We start from the raw sequence: 17,203 nt of genomic DNA on the forward strand, positions 1-17,203 counted from the left end.
CAATATAGTTATTATATAAAAAAGTAGATTTCATTAAAACAAAGGGATTTTCGACAACCAACCCAAAGTAGAACTTCAGTTATTTATCTAACATTTATAATCAACAAGAATGGAATAGTTTAAAAAACTAGCTTTATTACTTCCCGAAAATCATTTTGAATGCTACCAATAACAGTACGCCCCCGAAGATCTTTTTCAGTACGGTCTGATTAACAGAAATTGCAAATTTACTTCCCAAATAGCCTCCTAAAACAAAAGTTACTGCTATTATAGCAGCAAATTTCAGGTTTACATGACCTTCTTTATAATAATTAAAAGCTGCTAACAATGTAACCGGAACAGAGAGCACTGCAAGACTTGTACCTTGTGCCTGGTGTTGTGTAAAACCAACCCATAAGATTAGAAGCGGTATCATAACCACACTTCCTCCAACTCCCATAGTTCCACTTAAAAAACCAGCCAATAAACCTATCACTACAAGTGAGATAATCGTCATTGTATCCATAACACAATTTTACAATAATTGTAGTTATGTCGCCATAAAAAGATTGAATTATTTAATCCAAATATTCAGGTTATTGCCCTACACCAGTCTTATAATACCCTTCTCTAGGAATTTTGATCAAATACTCTTTGCCTGTTGCATTATTTAGGCTTGTCTCTCGTAACCAAGGATTATGAAGTTTTAAAATCTTATAATTGATATTGTACTTAGCAGCAAATTCATTAAAGTCTGTAATTGGCTCGTCTACTAAAACATTAAATGTTGGTATATACTCATACAAATCATCCTTCGTAAAGTTAAATCCATATTTTTTAGGATTGCTTAATATTTCTTTCACTGCAGTAATTCTGAATACATATCTTCCTGTTTCTTGTCCTAAAAGAAGATCGTAATATGTAGTTGCATTCTGTCTTTTTAATTGCTTATTAATACCTGCAGGACCAGCATTGTATGCCGCTGCTGCTAATGTCCAACTTCCAAAACGTTTTTTCGCACTCTTTAAATATTTACAAGCAACTCTAGTCGATTTTTCGATATGATACCTTTCATCCACATTATTATTAACTTCTAAGCCATATTCTTTTCCTGTATTTTTTAGTATTTGCCAAAACCCTGTTGCTCTAGCTGGCGAAACTGCCTGAGTCAAACTACTTTCTATAACAGCTAGATATTTAAAATCATTAGGAACTCCTTCTTCTTTTAGAATTGGTTCTATAATAGGAAAATATTTATTAGCCCGTTTAAAAAGCAATAATCCATTAGATTGCCAATAGGTATTCACTAAAAGTTCTCTATCCATTCGTTCGCGAATATCTGGATTTTCGACAGGCACCAATTCTCCGGCAAAATTCATATTGTCCGGCATAGGTACAGCGTAGACATTATAGTCGTTGATCAATTTTTCTTCTAAAAGTTCTTGAGCAATTGGTTTTTGAGGTTCTTGTTGCGTAGCGTTCACTAAAATACCAAAGGTAAATAACACGCCTAAAAAAAATAGCACTTTTCTTATCATCTTCATCTTTAAGTAGGTTTTATTGGGGAATAATTTCTATGTTTCCAAAATAATGTAAAATATTGGAATATTGGTAATTAATTCCCAATTATTTCTGGCAAATGTTGGTTAAACCATCTAGCACGATTAATAATCATCACATGTGTACCTTTTTCTATCTTAATACAGTCGTCAATATGAGAAATAGGAAAAACAAGATCTTTATCTCCATGAATGTGAACAATACCTTTTATTGACTCTTCTTGGTCCCAACATACAATATTCTCTATTGCCCAATCCAAATATGTTTTATCATTTACAGAAAGATACTTTTGATACATGGCAGCTCTCTTCTTTGCAAAATCACCAAAAGCAAGTTTTTCCCAATTATCTATCTTAGATACCAATGAAGTAGGCATTAACTTATAGGCCTTAGTTTTTCTTGCTAACTTTATTCTTCTAGGTAATTCATGTTTGTTTTTTACACTAGAAACAATAACCAATTTACTAACATTGAGATACTTATTCATTTCCTGAACAATCATCCCTCCAAAAGAAACACCAATAAGTACACATTCTTTATGTTCTATTTCTTCACACATACGCAAAGCATACTTTTCAATAGATTCTCTTTTCTCTGGAATCTTCCAAGGCAGTGTATGCGTCTTATATCTATCTTCCGGAAGGCTTATATTTTCAAAAATAGAAACGTCTGCCGCCATACCGGGAACAAAATAAACATGGGTAACTTCCTCCATACTAGCTATTTTAACAGTGGTTTATGCATTTAACGCACTAATTTTCTTATCTTTGCAATTCAAAATTATAGTAATACTTTATTAGAAAAAAGTAAACAGTGTATTAAATTATTGTAAAAGGGAAAAATTGAACTAACAAATCTTAGTTAGGTTAAAAAAAACAATAACAAAATTCGATGCAAATCATGAGCTAATTTCAGAATATTTATTAAACTTCTGAAGTCAAAAACTATACATTTTAAAACACCACTTTTAATTTTTATTAAATAGTAAATTAAAAAAAATATGGAGAACATGAGCGATGTGGAATTAGAAATAGTAGATAATGAATTTTTGAGACAATTCGAAACTACTATTGAAGGTCAAAAAGCAAAAATCGAGTATGCTCAACAAGAGAGAAAAATATTCCTGACTAAACTTATCATGCCTGATGAGCTAATAGAAAAAGGATATTCTGAAGATTTTATAGTAGCGGTCTTCAATATTATCGAAGAACGTAATATTCGACTAGTACCTACTAGCCCTATAATCGCTAAATTTATGCGAAAGAATAGAAGAAAATATAAAGACTTACTTCCCGTAGGAATTAATATATAGAAGTATTTCTTTTTATAAAGGATAAAAACCTGCTTAATAGGCAGGTTTTTGTCCTTTATTTCGTTTCTGTGTTTATTCCTCCAAAAGTTCAAACCTAACCATTCCTTCATCATCAATATCACTGAGTCTTACCTTGCGCAATGTATTCACAAAAGAAGGATTCCAAGGCATTTTTACTTTTACATAATTCTCTGTAAACCCATGAATATACCCTTCCTTATTTTCAGATTCAAATAACACCGTTCTATTTGTTCCTATCTGACTTTCATAAAAAGCCCTTCTTTTCTTAACAGATAATCCACGTAACATCTTACTTCTTTTCTTTCGCACATCTTGCGGAACTACATTTTCTAATGAAGCCGCCACGGTATTTTCTCTTTCAGAATATGTGAACACATGTAAGTAAGATATATCCAACTCTGATAAAAAATTATAAGTATCTAGAAAATGATCATCTGTTTCACCCGGAAAACCAACAATGACATCAACACCGATACAAGCATATGGCATCACTTCTTTAATTTTATTAACACGATCTACATACAAACCACTAAGATACCTGCGACGCATCAATTTTAGTATCTCATCATTTCCTGATTGTAATGGAATATGAAAATGAGGTACAAATGTCCTCGATTTTGAAACAAAATCAATTGTTTTGTTCTTAAGTAAGTTAGGCTCTATAGATGAAATACGTAATCTCTCAATACCATCTACTTCATCCAGCGCTTGCACTAATTCATAAAAAGTATGTTCATGTTTTTTATTTCCAAACTCACCTTTCCCGTAATCACCTATATTAACTCCCGTTAACACAATCTCTTTTATTCCTTGTTCAGAAATTTCTTTCGCATTTTTCAGCACATTACCTAAAGTATCACTACGTGAAATCCCTCTAGCTAAAGGAATGGTACAATAGGTACATTTATAATCACAGCCATCCTGAACTTTTAAAAATGCTCTGGTACGATCACCTATAGAATAACTACCTACATAAAAATCAGCTTCTTCAATTTCGCAAGAATGGACTTCTCCAAATTCATTTTTAGACAAGTCATTAATATAATCAGTAATCTTAAACTTCTCTGTTGCTCCCAATACCAGATCAACCCCATCTACGGCAACTAATTCTTCTGGTTTTAACTGAGCGTAACATCCTACCGCAGCAACAAATGCATCTGGATTCCCCTTCTGCGCTTGCTTTACAATAGTTTTAAACCTTTTATCTGCATTCTCCGTAACGGAACAGGTATTGATTACATAGATATCCGCGTTTTCAGAAAAATCTACTCTATCAAAGCCTTCATTAGTAAAGTCTCTGGCAATCGTAGAGGTTTCTGAAAAATTCAGTTTACAACCTAAGGTATAAAAAGCGACTTTTTTTCTATTCATGCTGAACTTGTTTCAGTATCTTCTTAACTTTACACGCTTATAGCACAAAAACAGGAATGATACACCCCTGATTTTGGATTATACTATTAATAATTAGCCCCTGAAACGAGTTCAGGACACCCTTATTAAATTAAAGGGTGCAAAGATACCAACAATAATCCGTTTACTAAAATTGAAAACCAATCAATTAACTTCTATAATTCACTATTTAGCAATAGTTTACCTATGTGTTCTTTGCTTTTCTTGTGGAAATTCTTCTAAGGAAGATAAAGATCATCTGGTATTCAGATACAATGAATATTCTAATATTTCCACTTTAGATCCTGCATTTGCCAGAAATCCACCAATTATTTGGGCTACAAATCAATTATTCAATGGCCTTGTACAATTAGATGATTCATTACACGTACAACCGGATATTGCAAAAAAATGGACTATTTCGGAGGATAATTTGACCTATACCTTCATATTAAGAGATAAGGTAAAGTTTCACAAACACACTGCTTTTAAAACTAAAGACAGCACTCGAGTAGTCATAGCAAAGGATTTTGAATATAGTTTTAATAGACTTATTGATCCCAAAGTCGCATCTCCTGGAAATTGGGTATTAAAAAATGTAGCAAATTATAAAGCACTTAATGATACTACATTTCGGATACAATTAAAAAAACCTTTCCCTGCCTTTTTGGGATTAATGAGTATGCGCTATTGCTCTGTAGTGCCAAAAGAAGCTGTAGCATTCTACGGAACTGACTTTAGAGCAAACCCAGTAGGAACTGGACCATTTAAATTCAAGCTTTGGGAAGAAAACATAAAACTTGTACTACGCCGAAACGAGCTCTATTTTGAAAAAGACAAAAACGAAAAACAATTACCATATCTCGAAGCCGTAGCCGTAACATTTTTACCAGATAAGCAAACAGAATTTCTACAATTCGCTAAAGGAAATATTGATTTTTTAAACAGTCTTGACGCATCATATAAAGATGAATTACTCACTCCTAGTGGTAAACTTAGAGATAAGTACAAAGATCAGGTAAACTTATCTAAAGGGTCGTATCTAAATTCTGAGTATCTCGGTTTTTATCTTGATGGAGAAAAAGAAGAAGTACAATCAGAACTACTTCGCAAAGCCATCAATTATGGTTTTGACCGAGAAAAAATGATCACCTACCTAAAAAACGGAGTAGGCACTCCCGCAACCAGCGGTTTTATTCCAAAAGGGCTACCAGGATTCAATAATCAAAAAGGATATGAATATAATCCTGAGAAATCCCGTAAACTCATCAAAGAATATATCGAATTAACCGGAAATAAAAATCCAACCATAAGTATTGCTACAGATAGCAATTACCAAAGTATTTGCGAATTTATCCAGCGTGAATTAGAAAAAATTGGATTAAATATTATTGTCGATGTAATGCCTCCTTCAACCATTAGAAAAAAGAAATGGAGCGGAGAATTAGATGTTTTTAGAGCCAGTTGGATCGCGGATTATCCTGATGCAGAAAATTTCTTGTCTCCGTATTACAGCAAAAACTTCACTCCTAACGGTCCTAACTATACCCATTTTAAGAATGAAACTTTTGATCAACTTTACGAAGAAAGTTTCTCTATTACCGATGTAGAAGTAAGAGAAGCATATTATGCAAAAATGGATTCTATCATTATCTCCCACGCTCCTATCGTGCCTTTATATTATGATCAGGTAGTTCGTTTTACAGGAAAAAGTGTAAAAGGATTGACTAATAACCCTCAGAACTTCTTAGTCTTAAAACGAGTTTGGAAAGAGAAGCACCAGTAATCTCTATTTTTACAGATCAAAAAAAAATGCATTTAATCGTATAAAAACACCTTTAGTCGATGTTTTTTATCTATATTCGCCATCGATTATTATTTTTTTAACATAAATTTTTAACCTAATTCTTATGAAAAAATCCTATTTATGCGCAGTAGCATTACTATCTCTAGTTGCCGTATCTTGTAGTGATGATGACTCAGGTACTGGAATTGTAACTGTAAATCCTGATCCAATAGAAGAAATTGCTTTAAATCCTGACGATGTATCAGGAAACATTATCATTAACAACGGAACAATCGTTGCTGGTGATGCCCCAACTCCTACAGGGACATTACCTTTTACTATGGATCAAACAACACAATCCGGTTTTCAGAAAAACGGTTTTGATATTTCGTTTGGTGCGCCAACAAATTATGCAGGAGCATACATTCAATTACAATCATCTGATGGAACAATGGCAGCTGAATATTGGAACGTTACCGTACCAGGGAGATCAAATGTAATTAACAACAATAAAAGAAAAGGGCTATTTAACAAACAACTTAGCAAATCAAACGATCAACAAGTGGAAATTGATGTAGATTTTGAAGATGCAGTATCTCCGGGAACATTTTGTTATTTAATATGTATTTACGATACCGAAGGTAACATTAGCCAACCTGTAGAAGTTTGTGTAGAAGTTGAAGCTTGGGCAGGAAATCCTAATTTAGTAGGTACTTGGAATTACACAAAACAAATTATCAATAATCAAACTTTTGTACTTGGGGATATTAATTTCTGTGAAGGACCGGGAACAATTACTTGTAACAATGACAGTACTTTGGTTGTAGAAGAAAATGAAGGATGGTGTTATGCTTCTACCGAAATTAACTTAACATTAAATGCCGATGGTACTTTTACCCATAAAGACCTAAATTTCCAAAAACAAGAATTTGATTTTAGCGAAAGTACTAATTCTTGTTCCGTAGTTAATAATCCCGTAGAAGATAATTTTGGATCTGAAGAATCAGTTAAAGGTATGTGGGCATATGACGAGGAAGAAGCTAAACTAAACTTGATAGTTTTTGAGGAAACAAGTATTTATTTTGAGGATGACATGGTAGAATCTTATACTGAAGAGTTTGGCTATTTATTTTATTTATCAGGGACTACCTTTGTAAATGGTTCTGAATTAAGAATTGACAGTCAAGATGATGGCATATCATTACAAACATTTTACACAAAGTAAATTAAATAAGTCTTTCTAAAGAAGGTGAAGTTAAAACATCCTCCATAAAAATGGAGGGTGTTTTTTTTATGAATCATAACTCTTACGCCATGGTTGCGTTTCTTCAAAAACGTGTTCCAGAATTTTCTGATCTTCTTCAGTTAATTCAATACCGCGTCTGGACATCACTACTTTTGCTACTTCAAAAGCTTTCTTAGTTAAATAGGTAGTAAATCCACTATTTCCACCCCAACTATAACTAGGAACAAAATTACGTGGAAATCCACTACCAAAAATATTAGCATTAACTCCGATTACCGTTCCCGTATTAAACATGGTATTGATACCGCATTTAGAATGATCTCCCATCATTAATCCGCAGAACTGCAATCCTGTTTTGGCAAAACCTTCAGTTTCATAACTCCATAATCTTACCGGAGCATAGTTGTTTTTAAGATTTGATGTATTGGTGTCTGCACCCAGATTACACCATTCTCCTACTACCGTATTTCCTATAAAACCGTCGTGTCCTTTATTAGAATATCCAAATATCACGGAATTATTGACCTCTCCTCCTACTTTAGAATGCGGTCCCACGGTAGTCCCTCCATATATCTTTGCTCCCATTTTAATTGTCGAATGATCACAAAGCGCAAAAGGTCCTCGAATAAGACTACCCTCCATAATTTCTGCATCTTTTCCTATATATATCGACCCTCCAGATGCATTAAGTGTTACGAATTCTAATCTAGCTCCTTCTTCTAAGAAAACATTTTCTGGCGCAATAACATTATTACTTGCCGGAATTGGTTGACTTTGGCGATCTTTAGTGAGTAAATCAAAATCTTCCTTGATTGCTCTTTCATTTTTAGAAAAAATATCCCAGGTATATTTTACCGTAAATACATCATAGCTATACTGAATCACATCATAGGTATCAAAATCTACTTCCTGATCTTCTTTTGCATAAAAAGCAATTGGCTCGTCTTCAAAAAATATAGCTTGATTGGGCTCTAAGTTCTTCACCATAATTACCAGATTCTCTGTCGGTAAATAAGAAGCATTGATCATTACATTCTCTTCTAATTCTACCATAGGAAACTTACCACTAAGGTATTCTTCGGTAATTGTAGAGGTTGTAAATCCCAAATAGTGCTCCCATTTCTCACGAATGGTTAAAATACCAATCCTGATATCAGCTACTGGTCTTGTATATGTAAAAGGAAGTAGTGAATTTCTGGAAGCCCCATCAAAAAGAATATAATTCATAGCTATAAAATGAAAAGTTTGTATTGTTATTTTACTCAGATTATCAATATCACCATATTAACGCGAATAATGATCAGAAAATTTACGTCAGTCAGAGTAATTTTTGATAAAAAATTGTATCGAAGACAAGTAAATTTTCGTTTTTGAAAGCTTCTCTATACAATCCGCTTAAGGCGGATCACTCGAAGTGATGTAATTAACCACATGAAACCGCTATCTACTATTCAAGTTACATTACAAAAATTCAATTACTCTATGTCATCAAGTTTCAAAAATACGGTAACATCCAAAAACAAAAAAGCCTTTCTATGAAGAAAGGCTTTCCTATAATTTTTACGAACTAAATTACTTTTTGAATTTAGCGTATTTGTTTTTGAACTTGTCGATACGTCCTGCAGTATCGATAAGTTTAGATTTACCTGTATAGAAAGGATGAGAAGTTCTTGAAATTTCTAGTTTCACTAACGGATACTCAACACCATCAACATCAAGTGTTTCTTTAGTATTCGCAGTAGATTTAGTTAAAAAAACTTCATCGTTCGACATATCCTTAAAGGCAACTAGTCTGTAATTATCTGGGTGAATATCTTTTCTCATTGTATTATATTATCATTTTCGAGGTGCAAATTTAAACATTTTTTATAAAACAACAACCCTAAATAAAATTATTTTAATAATTTTAAATTTCTATTGTAGAAAGTGTCTTGATACCAGCAATACTCTTTTATTTAAAAGAAATTTAACTCTCTTTATTAGAAAGCCCTTACAATATTAAATTAATAGATGTTGTTGTCATACTTTATTCTCTTCACAAAAGATTGCAAGAATTAATGCCCACAAAATAGAGTCATCATCTCCAGCCCCACCAGCTGCGCACTCATCGGTATCATTTTTCGTATTCTCTTTGAAACTTTTATTGATAATAGATAAATATTCAATTATAAAACCTCTAAGTTCTTCTTTAGATAAATCTAATGCTAATACATAATAGTACAGCTCAACAAACTCTTCTGTTTGTCGACTCAAAAATTCTTGTTCCAATTGAGCAGCTTCTTCAGTAGTCAATCCAGAGGATGATTTGTTTTGTACTTCTTCAATGAATTTAGAAAAACCTGGAGAAGGAATTACATCTTTCGCAAAAGCCTCAATAAGACTTTTCACCTTTAAATCTTTTTCTTGTTCCACAGAACCGTTAATGCTCTCATCAGACGAACAAGAAGTAATAAACACAAGTAAAAAACTCGTTAAATAAAGTAATTTTGTTTTCATAAGCCAATATTTCGGGAGTTAAAGAGTCAAAAAAAACAGCTAAAATGCATTTTTATCTTTATTATGTCTTACTTGTAAAAAACAATAAAAACGATGGTTTAACCGTAATTTTATAACGTAAATATAATCTTTTTTCGATAATTACCCATTAAAAAAGAAGAAATTAAGCAATTTACTATTAACATTTTATTATATTTGAGTTTTAAACTCTACAAAAACAACTAAAGGAAACAATGAAAAGTAAGAGCATTCCTTCAAAAAAATATATCTTAAAATATGGTGTTCTTTTTGGGATAGCGAGTATTATTTTTAGTCTTACCTCTTACTTAACCGGTAATTACACCGATCAAGGTGTATTCCATTTAATTATTCTTTTTTTCATAACTATTACCAGCATCATTGCCGGTCTGCTTATTTTTAAAAAAAATAACAATGGTTATATGAGTCTTGGAGAAGCGTTAAAGATTAGTATAGGAATATCTTTGTTAGGAGGATTAATCGCTATATTATGGAAGGTTTTATTAATAAAAGTAATAGATCCTGAAATTATTACACAAATTGAAGACAAGCAAATCAAACGTATTGCAAAAACTGCTACCAATTTCACCCAAGAAAATATTGAAAGAAAAATTGCGATCACAAGAAAATACACTTCTCCCATTCGAATGATTTTAATTGCTCTTGCAGAAGATTTGATTAATGGTATTTTATTCGGTCTTATTGGCGGCCTTATCATCAGGAAAAAGCGAGACCCTTTTAATTAGTGCTACTGATAAATAATAGGTTCTAAAAAATTATCTCCATTCAGAATTTTCCATTATCATCTTTTTCAAAAGCAAAATGTAACAATTTGCTACATTTGTATACTTATGTGTTATATCTAAATAACCAAAACAATATAATTATGGAAAAATCTGTTAAATCTAACGCTATATCTCTGGGAGTCATATTAGGAGTAATTCTCGCTCTGGTAACTGTTATTGCGTACACCATGTATCAAGGCATGTACACAAACTGGATGGCAGGAATCGGTTTATCCCTTATGATCATTACTTTCGGTATTGTATCCGCTGTAAAAAGCAGAAAACTTTTAGGAGGATATATTGGTTTCAAAGAAGCATTTACATCTTATTTAATAACTGTTGCCATTGGTACTCTAATCGGTTCAGCGGTAAGTATATTGATATATGTGGTGGTCGATCCGGATGCAGCCACAGGAATAAATGAACAAGTTATAGAATCTACAGTAGGATTTATGGAAAAATTTGGCGCTCCTGAGTCCGAAATTGAAAAAGCGGTAGCTAAAATGGAAGGAGAAAATCAATTCAGTCTTGTTTCTCAACTAAAAGGATGGTTCTATGGCATACTTGTTTATATCATCATTGGTCTATTAGCTTGTTTGGCGGTAAAAAAGAAAGAACCTTTATATTAAAACTTATATAATTCAAAAATTACAATTGGATTGCTGATACGGCAATCCAATTTTTTTATTACAGAACTCATCATAATTTTTCCTTTAGCCTATAAAATTCACATTTTGTATTCTAACTTTGCCACATTTTAGTATCGTAGCTATTGTTATACTTAGAAAAAACATCTTCAATATAACACAAAAGCCAATTTTTTGATTCAAAACAGAAAGTCAAGATGAGTTCATATTTTCTATTGATGTAATACCTATATTTGTCAACCAAATCATTTTACTAAATTATCAATGGGGGTTTCTCATAAAAATTTTCTTAATTATATTCTTGTTGTGGCCCTTTTATCTGGTATTGCCAGAGTTGCCTTAGACTACGTATCCAGAATAGCAGAACTCTCTCCTATTCTTTACTATCTTACTTTTTTGGTCGCTTTTATACTAGAAATTGTCCTTATTATATATGTAATTAAAAAGTATAAAAATCTAAAAGGCTCCTTAACCATTATAGATACTTTAAAAACAGGTATCATTATTATGGGAGTGACTGGATTATGTTACTGTTCCATGGCCTATGTTTATGATATGTATATTGATCCTGGTTTTCAAGTTAACACACAGTTACGATTCACAGAACAATTCTCTCCGGATCAGTTGGATCAGGTAAAACAGAATCTCGCCAATCAAGATACCAGTAAATCTTATATTGGTGTCATTATGTATACAATTTGGTTTGTATTTTTAGGAGCTGTGATATCTTTAATTGCAGGCTCCGTTTATAAAACTAATTCAGCATCAAAATAATATGGATATTTCTGTTGTAATACCATTGCTTAACGAGCAGGAATCACTTACCGAATTATATGATTGGATCGCAAAAGTGATGCAATCTAACTCTTATTCATACGAAATCATTTTTATAGATGACGGTAGTACAGATGCATCTTGGGATGCTATTACTACTTTATCCAAAAAAGATCAAAATGTAAAAGGAATACAATTTCTACGAAATTATGGTAAATCCCAGGCATTACATGCGGGTTTTGCAGAAGCATTAGGCGACGTGGTCATTACCATGGACGCCGATTTACAAGACAATCCAGAAGAAATTCCTGAATTGTATGATCTCATTATCAAAGATAATTATGACTTGATTTCTGGATGGAAAAAGAAACGATACGATTCTGTAATCGCTAAAAACTTACCTTCCAAATTATTTAATGCTGCGGCAAGAAAAACATCGGGTCTAAAATTGCACGATTTTAACTGTGGACTAAAAGCATATAAAAATCAAGTAGTGAAGCATGTGGATGTACACGGAGAAATGCATCGCTATATTCCTGTATTGGCAAAAAATGCGGGTTTCAATAAAATTGGTGAAAAAGTAGTACTGCACCAGGCAAGAAAATATGGTAAAACCAAATTTGGGATGAGTCGTTTTATAAATGGTTTCTTAGATTTAATTACCATTTGGTTTATGTCTCGCTTTGGTAAGCGTCCAATGCATTTCTTTGGACTAATTGGCACCATTCTTTTTATTGTTGGCTTTTGTTTTTCTCTGTATCTGGGAATTGATAAACTTTTTATAGAAAAACAAGGAAGATTAATTGCTCAGCGACCTGAATTTTATGTTGCATTAACATCCATGATATTAGGAACACAGTTTTTCTTAGCTGGATTTCTAGGAGAAATTATTTTAACAAGCAAGCGAGATAAAGAACGATATAACATTTCTGAGAAAATACATCTCTAAAACAACACATGCAGTATAGCTTTCATATCAAAATCGTGTAACTACCTAAATTTAGGGGAACACATGTTTTTTCGAAAGGCTTCCAAAACAAAATTAAATAGTATTTTTGCTACCAAAACCTAAACGAATGCAGATTTCAGATTCCTTAATAAACAATAGAGTTGAAGAGTGGTTATCACCTATTTTTGATGCTCAGACACAAGAAGAAATTTCACAATTAAAACAAAACAATACTGAAGTTCTTAAGGAGAGCTTTTATAAGAATTTAGAATTTGGTACAGGCGGTATGCGCGGTATTATGGGTGTAGGAACAAATCGCATAAATAAATATACGTTAGGAAAAAGCACCCAAGGATTAAGTAATTATTTAAAAAAACAATTTCCTGGAGAACAAGCAAAGGCTGTAATTGCATATGATTGTAGAAATAATAGCGACACATTAGCACAACTTGTTGCCGATGTATTTTCTGCTAATGAAATCCAAGTATACCTCTTCTCTAGTTTACGACCAACACCAGAGTTATCATACGCCGTAAAAGAATTGGATTGTCATTGCGGAATTGTATTAACTGCCAGTCATAATCCACCAGAATATAATGGGTATAAAGTTTACTGGCAAGACGGAGGGCAATTAGTTCCTCCACAAGATGGTGAGATTATTACCGAAATTAACTCATTGAATTATGCAGATATCAAGTTTGATGCGAACAGTGATTTAATTCAAAAAATTGACAAGGAAATTGATACTCCTTTTATAGAAAACAGTGTTAAAAATGGAAGCTTTGCTGCAACTCAGGAAGCAAAAGATAATACAACTATTGTATTTACCTCATTACACGGCACTTCTATTACTGCCGTTCCTGAAACATTGGAAAAAGCAGGATATAAAAATGTACACATCGTAAAGGAGCAAGAAGTTCCTGATGGTAATTTTCCAACGGTAAAATCTCCAAATCCAGAAGAACCCGAAGCCCTTGCTATAGCCATGAAATTAGCAAAAAAAGTGGATGCGGATATTGTGATTGGTACAGATCCTGATTGTGATCGACTAGGAATCGCTATTCGTAATAATAATGGAGAATTACAATTGCTTAATGGAAACCAAACCATGGTCGTAATGACTTGGTTTTTATTAAAACACTATAAAGAAAAAGGATTAAACGGTAATGAATTTATTGCTTCTACTATCGTCTCTACTCCTATGATGAAAAATCTTGGAGAAGCATATGGTGTAGCATATAAAGAAGTGCTTACAGGATTTAAGTGGATTGCTAAACTCATCAAAGATTTCCCAGAAAAACATTTTATTGGTGGCGGAGAAGAAAGTTTTGGTTTTATGGTTGGTGATTTTGTTCGTGATAAAGATGCTGTTACTTCTACCCTATTGGCTTGTGAAATAGTAGCGTATACTAAATCTCATGGTAGTTCTTTTTATAAAGAGTTATTAAAACTATATACAGACCACGGTTTTTATAAAGAAAGTTTAATTTCTCTTGTTAAAAAAGGAATTAAGGGAGCTGAGGAGATTAAACAAACAATGATTGATTTAAGAAATAATCCTCCGAAACAGCTTAACGATGAAAAAATAGTATTGATAGAGGATTATCAAACCAGTCTTGCTAAAAACACTCAGGATCGTACGGAGCAAACTATTGATATTCCTAAATCCAATGTATTAATTTTTTACACAGAATCAGGAAGTAAAATCGCTGCAAGACCAAGCGGAACTGAGCCAAAAATCAAATTCTATATAAGTGTACAAGAAACTTTAGCAACTGTGGGCGATTTTGATAAAGTGCAACAAAAATTAGATAGTAAAATAGAAACAATCAAAAAAGATTTACAATTAACTTAAATAGCAGCAATCACCGTTGCTGAATAATTAATGAACTATTTTAAACAAATTCTTCGCTTTGCGAAACCTTATAAATCTTTCGGGATTCTAAATATTATATGTAATATTTTTTATGCACTGTTTAGCGCGTTGTCATTTATAGCATTGATACCAATGCTTAAGGTATTATTTAATAAGGAAAAAAATACGATATATCCTGAACCTGTATGGAAAGGCATCACCAGTTCTAAGGATTATTTAATGGATTCCCTAAACCTTTTTATTTCTGAGAATGTTGCTTCCAAAGGAGAATTATATGTTCTCACTTATATGATTATAGCTATTATTACTATCTTCATGCTTAAAAATCTCTTTAATTATCTAGCAATGTACTTTATTACATTCCTAAGAAATGGTGTATTAAGAGATATTAGGGATGAGCTGTATGAAAAAACTATCAGTCTTCCATTATCTTTTTTTTCGGAAAAGCGAAAAGGAGATACGATTGCCAGAATTTCTACTGATGTATTAGAAATACAGCATTCTTTTTTATCAATTCTAGAACTAATTGTTAGAGAACCCCTTACTATTCTTTTTACTTTGATATTCATGTTTTACCTGAGTACAACACTTACACTTTTTGTATTCATTTTTATTCCTGTTTCAGGGTTTCTAATTTCCTTAATCGGTAAAACATTAAAAAAACATTCTGATAAAGTTCAAAAAGAGCAAGGTCATTTTTTATCCATTGTAGAAGAAACTCTAGGAGGGCTTAAAGTAATTAAAGGGTTTAATGCTGAAAAAATATTTGGAAACAAGTTTCAAGAATCTACATCACGGTTTTTAAAATTTTCAAATACCTTATTGAATCGCCAAAATTTGGCTTCTCCAACTAGTGAATTTCTAGGAATTTGCGTGATCTCTGTATTGCTATGGTATGGAGGGAGGCTAGTATTTGTTAGTAAAACTTTAGAAGCTGAAATGTTCTTGGCCTACATTGGCTTAGCATATAATATTTTAACTCCTGCTAAGGCTATATCTAAAGCTAACTATGGAGTAAAAAAGGGAAATGCCGCAGCGGAGCGTGTGCTAGAAATCCTAAATACAGATTCTCCATTAAAAGATAAACCTGGAGCAGTTGATAAGAATAATTTTGAAGATAATATTCTTTTAGAAGATATCTCTTTTAAATACGAGGACGAATATGTATTAAACAATTTCACCCTTAATGTTCCTAAAGGAAAATCTGTTGCTCTTGTTGGGCAATCAGGTAGTGGCAAATCCACGATAGCCAATTTAGTTACTAGATTCTATGATGTAAATAAAGGAGCCATTAAAATAGATGGTATTGATATCAAAGATATCACTAAAAACTCCCTTAGAGGGTTAATGGGATTGGTGACTCAAGACTCTATTTTATTTAATGATACGATCAAAAATAATTTACTTGTTGGTGACGAAAATGCATCTGACGAAGAAATACTAGAAGCTTTAAAAATAGCGAATGCATGGGAGTTTGTAAAAAACCTTCCTAAAGGGATAGAAACCAATATTGGTGATAGTGGTAATAAATTAAGTGGTGGTCAGAAACAACGACTTTCTATCGCAAGAGCAGTACTAAAAAATCCCCCTATTATGATTCTGGATGAAGCAACCTCAGCTTTAGATACAGAAAGTGAACGATTGGTACAATCAGCTTTAGAAAATATGATGAAAAACCGGACTAGTATCGTAATCGCTCATAGACTATCTACCATACAAAATTCAGATTTAATCGTTGTAATGCAAAAAGGAAATATTGTAGAACAAGGGACTCACGAAGAACTTATAGCTAATAATGGTGCTTATCATAAATTAGTCACTATGCAGTCTTTTGATAGTTAAATACTGAATATTAAACACATAAAAACAAAAAAGAGCGTCTCCACGCTCTTTTTCTTCACACAAATCATCTTAATTTAGGGGCTTAATCTAAAATTAAAACTCACTTTTATTAAAAACTTTCACTCTGGGGGAAATGAAAGCGTTAACTCATTTTTACTTTGTAAATATACAATCAATTTAGAATACGACAAAACATTTTATGCATTTAATCTAAAAAATACGCTTTTTAACATTTTTTCACATCAAAAAAAATCAGTAAGTAAGTTATAACTTACATTCTATCGAATAAATTTGAATACTGAACTATTACAATAGAAAACCTACAAGGAATATATAGAAAACAAAAAAGAGCGTCTCCACGCTCTTTTTCTTCACACAAATCATCTTAATTTAGGGGCTTAATCTAAAATTAAAACTCACTTTTATTAAAAACTTTCATCTTGGGGAAAATGAAAGTGATAACTCATTATTACAGTGTAAAGATACTAAAATTTCTAAATCCACCAAGTTTTAATTCATTTTA

Annotated in this window: 16 protein-coding genes; 9 read left to right on the forward strand and 7 right to left on the reverse strand. The window is 32.3% G+C overall.

The genetic code is table 11. From position 1 onward, the window contains the following. Positions 1-136 precede the first annotated feature (136 nt). From Q0921_RS10580 to Q0921_RS10590, 3 genes are all read right to left on the reverse strand, one after another. Positions 137-505, reverse strand: a complete 369-nt coding sequence (locus tag Q0921_RS10580) for a sulfite exporter TauE/SafE family protein (RefSeq protein ID WP_299256556.1) — start codon at positions 503-505, stop codon at positions 137-139. A 70-nt stretch (positions 506-575) separates the two neighbouring features. Continuing rightward, positions 576-1,523, reverse strand: a complete 948-nt coding sequence (locus Q0921_RS10585) for a lytic transglycosylase domain-containing protein (RefSeq protein ID WP_299256558.1) — start codon at positions 1,521-1,523, stop codon at positions 576-578. 71 nt (positions 1,524-1,594) lie between these two features. After that, on the reverse strand, positions 1,595-2,254 hold the full coding sequence (locus Q0921_RS10590; RefSeq protein ID WP_299256560.1) for an alpha/beta hydrolase: 660 nt from the start codon (positions 2,252-2,254) through the stop codon (positions 1,595-1,597). Between the two features lie 294 nt (positions 2,255-2,548). Between Q0921_RS10590 and Q0921_RS10595 the strand changes: the two genes are divergently transcribed. Continuing rightward, a complete protein-coding gene (locus Q0921_RS10595) occupies positions 2,549-2,851 on the forward strand; it encodes an N-acetyltransferase (protein ID WP_118457181.1) in 303 nt (100 codons plus the stop codon). A gap of 72 nt (positions 2,852-2,923) precedes the next feature. On the opposite strand, the gene mtaB is transcribed toward Q0921_RS10595, so the two are convergent. Further along, positions 2,924-4,243, reverse strand: a complete 1,320-nt coding sequence (gene mtaB, locus Q0921_RS10600; RefSeq protein WP_299256562.1) for a tRNA (N(6)-L-threonylcarbamoyladenosine(37)-C(2))-methylthiotransferase MtaB — start codon at positions 4,241-4,243, stop codon at positions 2,924-2,926. 172 nt (positions 4,244-4,415) lie between these two features. Here mtaB and Q0921_RS10605 point away from each other — a divergent pair, with 172 nt between their 5' ends. Together Q0921_RS10605 and Q0921_RS10610 are read left to right on the forward strand one after the other, a co-directional pair. Then, complete coding sequence (locus Q0921_RS10605) at positions 4,416-6,047, forward strand: ABC transporter substrate-binding protein (RefSeq protein WP_299256564.1); 1,632 nt, start codon at positions 4,416-4,418, stop codon at positions 6,045-6,047. Between the two features lie 124 nt (positions 6,048-6,171). Further along, positions 6,172-7,272 carry a hypothetical protein gene (locus Q0921_RS10610; protein WP_299256566.1) on the forward strand — a complete coding sequence of 367 codons (1,101 nt, stop codon included), beginning with the start codon at positions 6,172-6,174 and terminating at the stop codon, positions 7,270-7,272. 66 nt (positions 7,273-7,338) lie between these two features. On the opposite strand, the gene Q0921_RS10615 is transcribed toward Q0921_RS10610, so the two are convergent. The 3 genes from Q0921_RS10615 to Q0921_RS10625 form a co-directional block, all read right to left on the reverse strand. Further along, on the reverse strand, positions 7,339-8,520 hold the full coding sequence (locus Q0921_RS10615) for a GlmU family protein (protein ID WP_299256568.1): 1,182 nt from the start codon (positions 8,518-8,520) through the stop codon (positions 7,339-7,341). Between the two features lie 345 nt (positions 8,521-8,865). Continuing rightward, the gene (locus Q0921_RS10620; protein WP_299256570.1) at positions 8,866-9,117 is read right to left on the reverse strand and encodes a type B 50S ribosomal protein L31; all 252 of its coding nucleotides are present in this window, start codon (positions 9,115-9,117) and stop codon (positions 8,866-8,868) included. A 195-nt stretch (positions 9,118-9,312) separates the two neighbouring features. Continuing rightward, a complete protein-coding gene (locus Q0921_RS10625; RefSeq protein ID WP_299256572.1) occupies positions 9,313-9,789 on the reverse strand; it encodes a hypothetical protein in 477 nt (158 codons plus the stop codon). Positions 9,790-10,022: 233 nt separating this feature from the next. Between Q0921_RS10625 and Q0921_RS10630 the strand changes: the two genes are divergently transcribed. The 6 genes from Q0921_RS10630 (at position 10,023) to Q0921_RS10655 (ending at position 16,680) form a co-directional block, all read left to right on the forward strand. Continuing rightward, complete coding sequence (locus Q0921_RS10630) at positions 10,023-10,553, forward strand: DUF4199 domain-containing protein (RefSeq protein WP_299256574.1); 531 nt, start codon at positions 10,023-10,025, stop codon at positions 10,551-10,553. Positions 10,554-10,693: 140 nt separating this feature from the next. Beyond that, positions 10,694-11,221, forward strand: a complete 528-nt coding sequence (locus tag Q0921_RS10635) for a DUF4199 domain-containing protein (protein ID WP_299256576.1) — start codon at positions 10,694-10,696, stop codon at positions 11,219-11,221. Between the two features lie 282 nt (positions 11,222-11,503). Continuing rightward, the gene (locus Q0921_RS10640; protein WP_299256578.1) at positions 11,504-12,013 is read left to right on the forward strand and encodes a DUF4199 domain-containing protein; all 510 of its coding nucleotides are present in this window, start codon (positions 11,504-11,506) and stop codon (positions 12,011-12,013) included. A gap of 1 nt (position 12,014) precedes the next feature. Beyond that, the gene (locus Q0921_RS10645; RefSeq protein WP_299256580.1) at positions 12,015-12,962 is read left to right on the forward strand and encodes a glycosyltransferase family 2 protein; all 948 of its coding nucleotides are present in this window, start codon (positions 12,015-12,017) and stop codon (positions 12,960-12,962) included. A gap of 127 nt (positions 12,963-13,089) precedes the next feature. Then, a complete protein-coding gene (locus Q0921_RS10650; RefSeq protein ID WP_299256582.1) occupies positions 13,090-14,817 on the forward strand; it encodes a phospho-sugar mutase in 1,728 nt (575 codons plus the stop codon). A gap of 30 nt (positions 14,818-14,847) precedes the next feature. After that, entirely contained in the window at positions 14,848-16,680 is a 1,833-nt protein-coding gene (locus tag Q0921_RS10655) for an ABC transporter ATP-binding protein (protein WP_299256584.1), read from the forward strand. Positions 16,681-17,203: the final 523 nt, after the last annotated feature.

The organism is uncultured Aquimarina sp. (assembly GCF_947496855.1).
In the GTDB taxonomy this organism is placed as follows: domain Bacteria; phylum Bacteroidota; class Bacteroidia; order Flavobacteriales; family Flavobacteriaceae; genus Aquimarina.

Excerpts from the sequence above, each read along its gene's own strand:
- Q0921_RS10580 (WP_299256556.1), bottom strand. The coding sequence starts at position 505 with ATGGATACAATGACGATTATCTCACTTGTAGTGATAGGTTTATTGGCT.
- Q0921_RS10585 (WP_299256558.1), bottom strand. The coding sequence starts at position 1,523 with ATGAAGATGATAAGAAAAGTGCTATTTTTTTTAGGCGTGTTATTTACC.
- Q0921_RS10590 (WP_299256560.1), bottom strand. The coding sequence starts at position 2,254 with ATGGAGGAAGTTACCCATGTTTATTTTGTTCCCGGTATGGCGGCAGAC.
- Q0921_RS10595 (WP_118457181.1), top strand. The coding sequence starts at position 2,549 with ATGAGCGATGTGGAATTAGAAATAGTAGATAATGAATTTTTGAGACAA.
- mtaB (WP_299256562.1), bottom strand. The coding sequence starts at position 4,243 with ATGAATAGAAAAAAAGTCGCTTTTTATACCTTAGGTTGTAAACTGAAT.
- Q0921_RS10610 (WP_299256566.1), top strand. The coding sequence starts at position 6,172 with ATGAAAAAATCCTATTTATGCGCAGTAGCATTACTATCTCTAGTTGCC.
- Q0921_RS10615 (WP_299256568.1), bottom strand. The coding sequence starts at position 8,520 with ATGAATTATATTCTTTTTGATGGGGCTTCCAGAAATTCACTACTTCCT.
- Q0921_RS10620 (WP_299256570.1), bottom strand. The coding sequence starts at position 9,117 with ATGAGAAAAGATATTCACCCAGATAATTACAGACTAGTTGCCTTTAAG.
- Q0921_RS10625 (WP_299256572.1), bottom strand. The coding sequence starts at position 9,789 with ATGAAAACAAAATTACTTTATTTAACGAGTTTTTTACTTGTGTTTATT.
- Q0921_RS10630 (WP_299256574.1), top strand. The coding sequence starts at position 10,023 with ATGAAAAGTAAGAGCATTCCTTCAAAAAAATATATCTTAAAATATGGT.
- Q0921_RS10635 (WP_299256576.1), top strand. The coding sequence starts at position 10,694 with ATGGAAAAATCTGTTAAATCTAACGCTATATCTCTGGGAGTCATATTA.
- Q0921_RS10640 (WP_299256578.1), top strand. The coding sequence starts at position 11,504 with ATGGGGGTTTCTCATAAAAATTTTCTTAATTATATTCTTGTTGTGGCC.
- Q0921_RS10645 (WP_299256580.1), top strand. The coding sequence starts at position 12,015 with ATGGATATTTCTGTTGTAATACCATTGCTTAACGAGCAGGAATCACTT.
- Q0921_RS10650 (WP_299256582.1), top strand. The coding sequence starts at position 13,090 with ATGCAGATTTCAGATTCCTTAATAAACAATAGAGTTGAAGAGTGGTTA.
- Q0921_RS10655 (WP_299256584.1), top strand. The coding sequence starts at position 14,848 with ATGAACTATTTTAAACAAATTCTTCGCTTTGCGAAACCTTATAAATCT.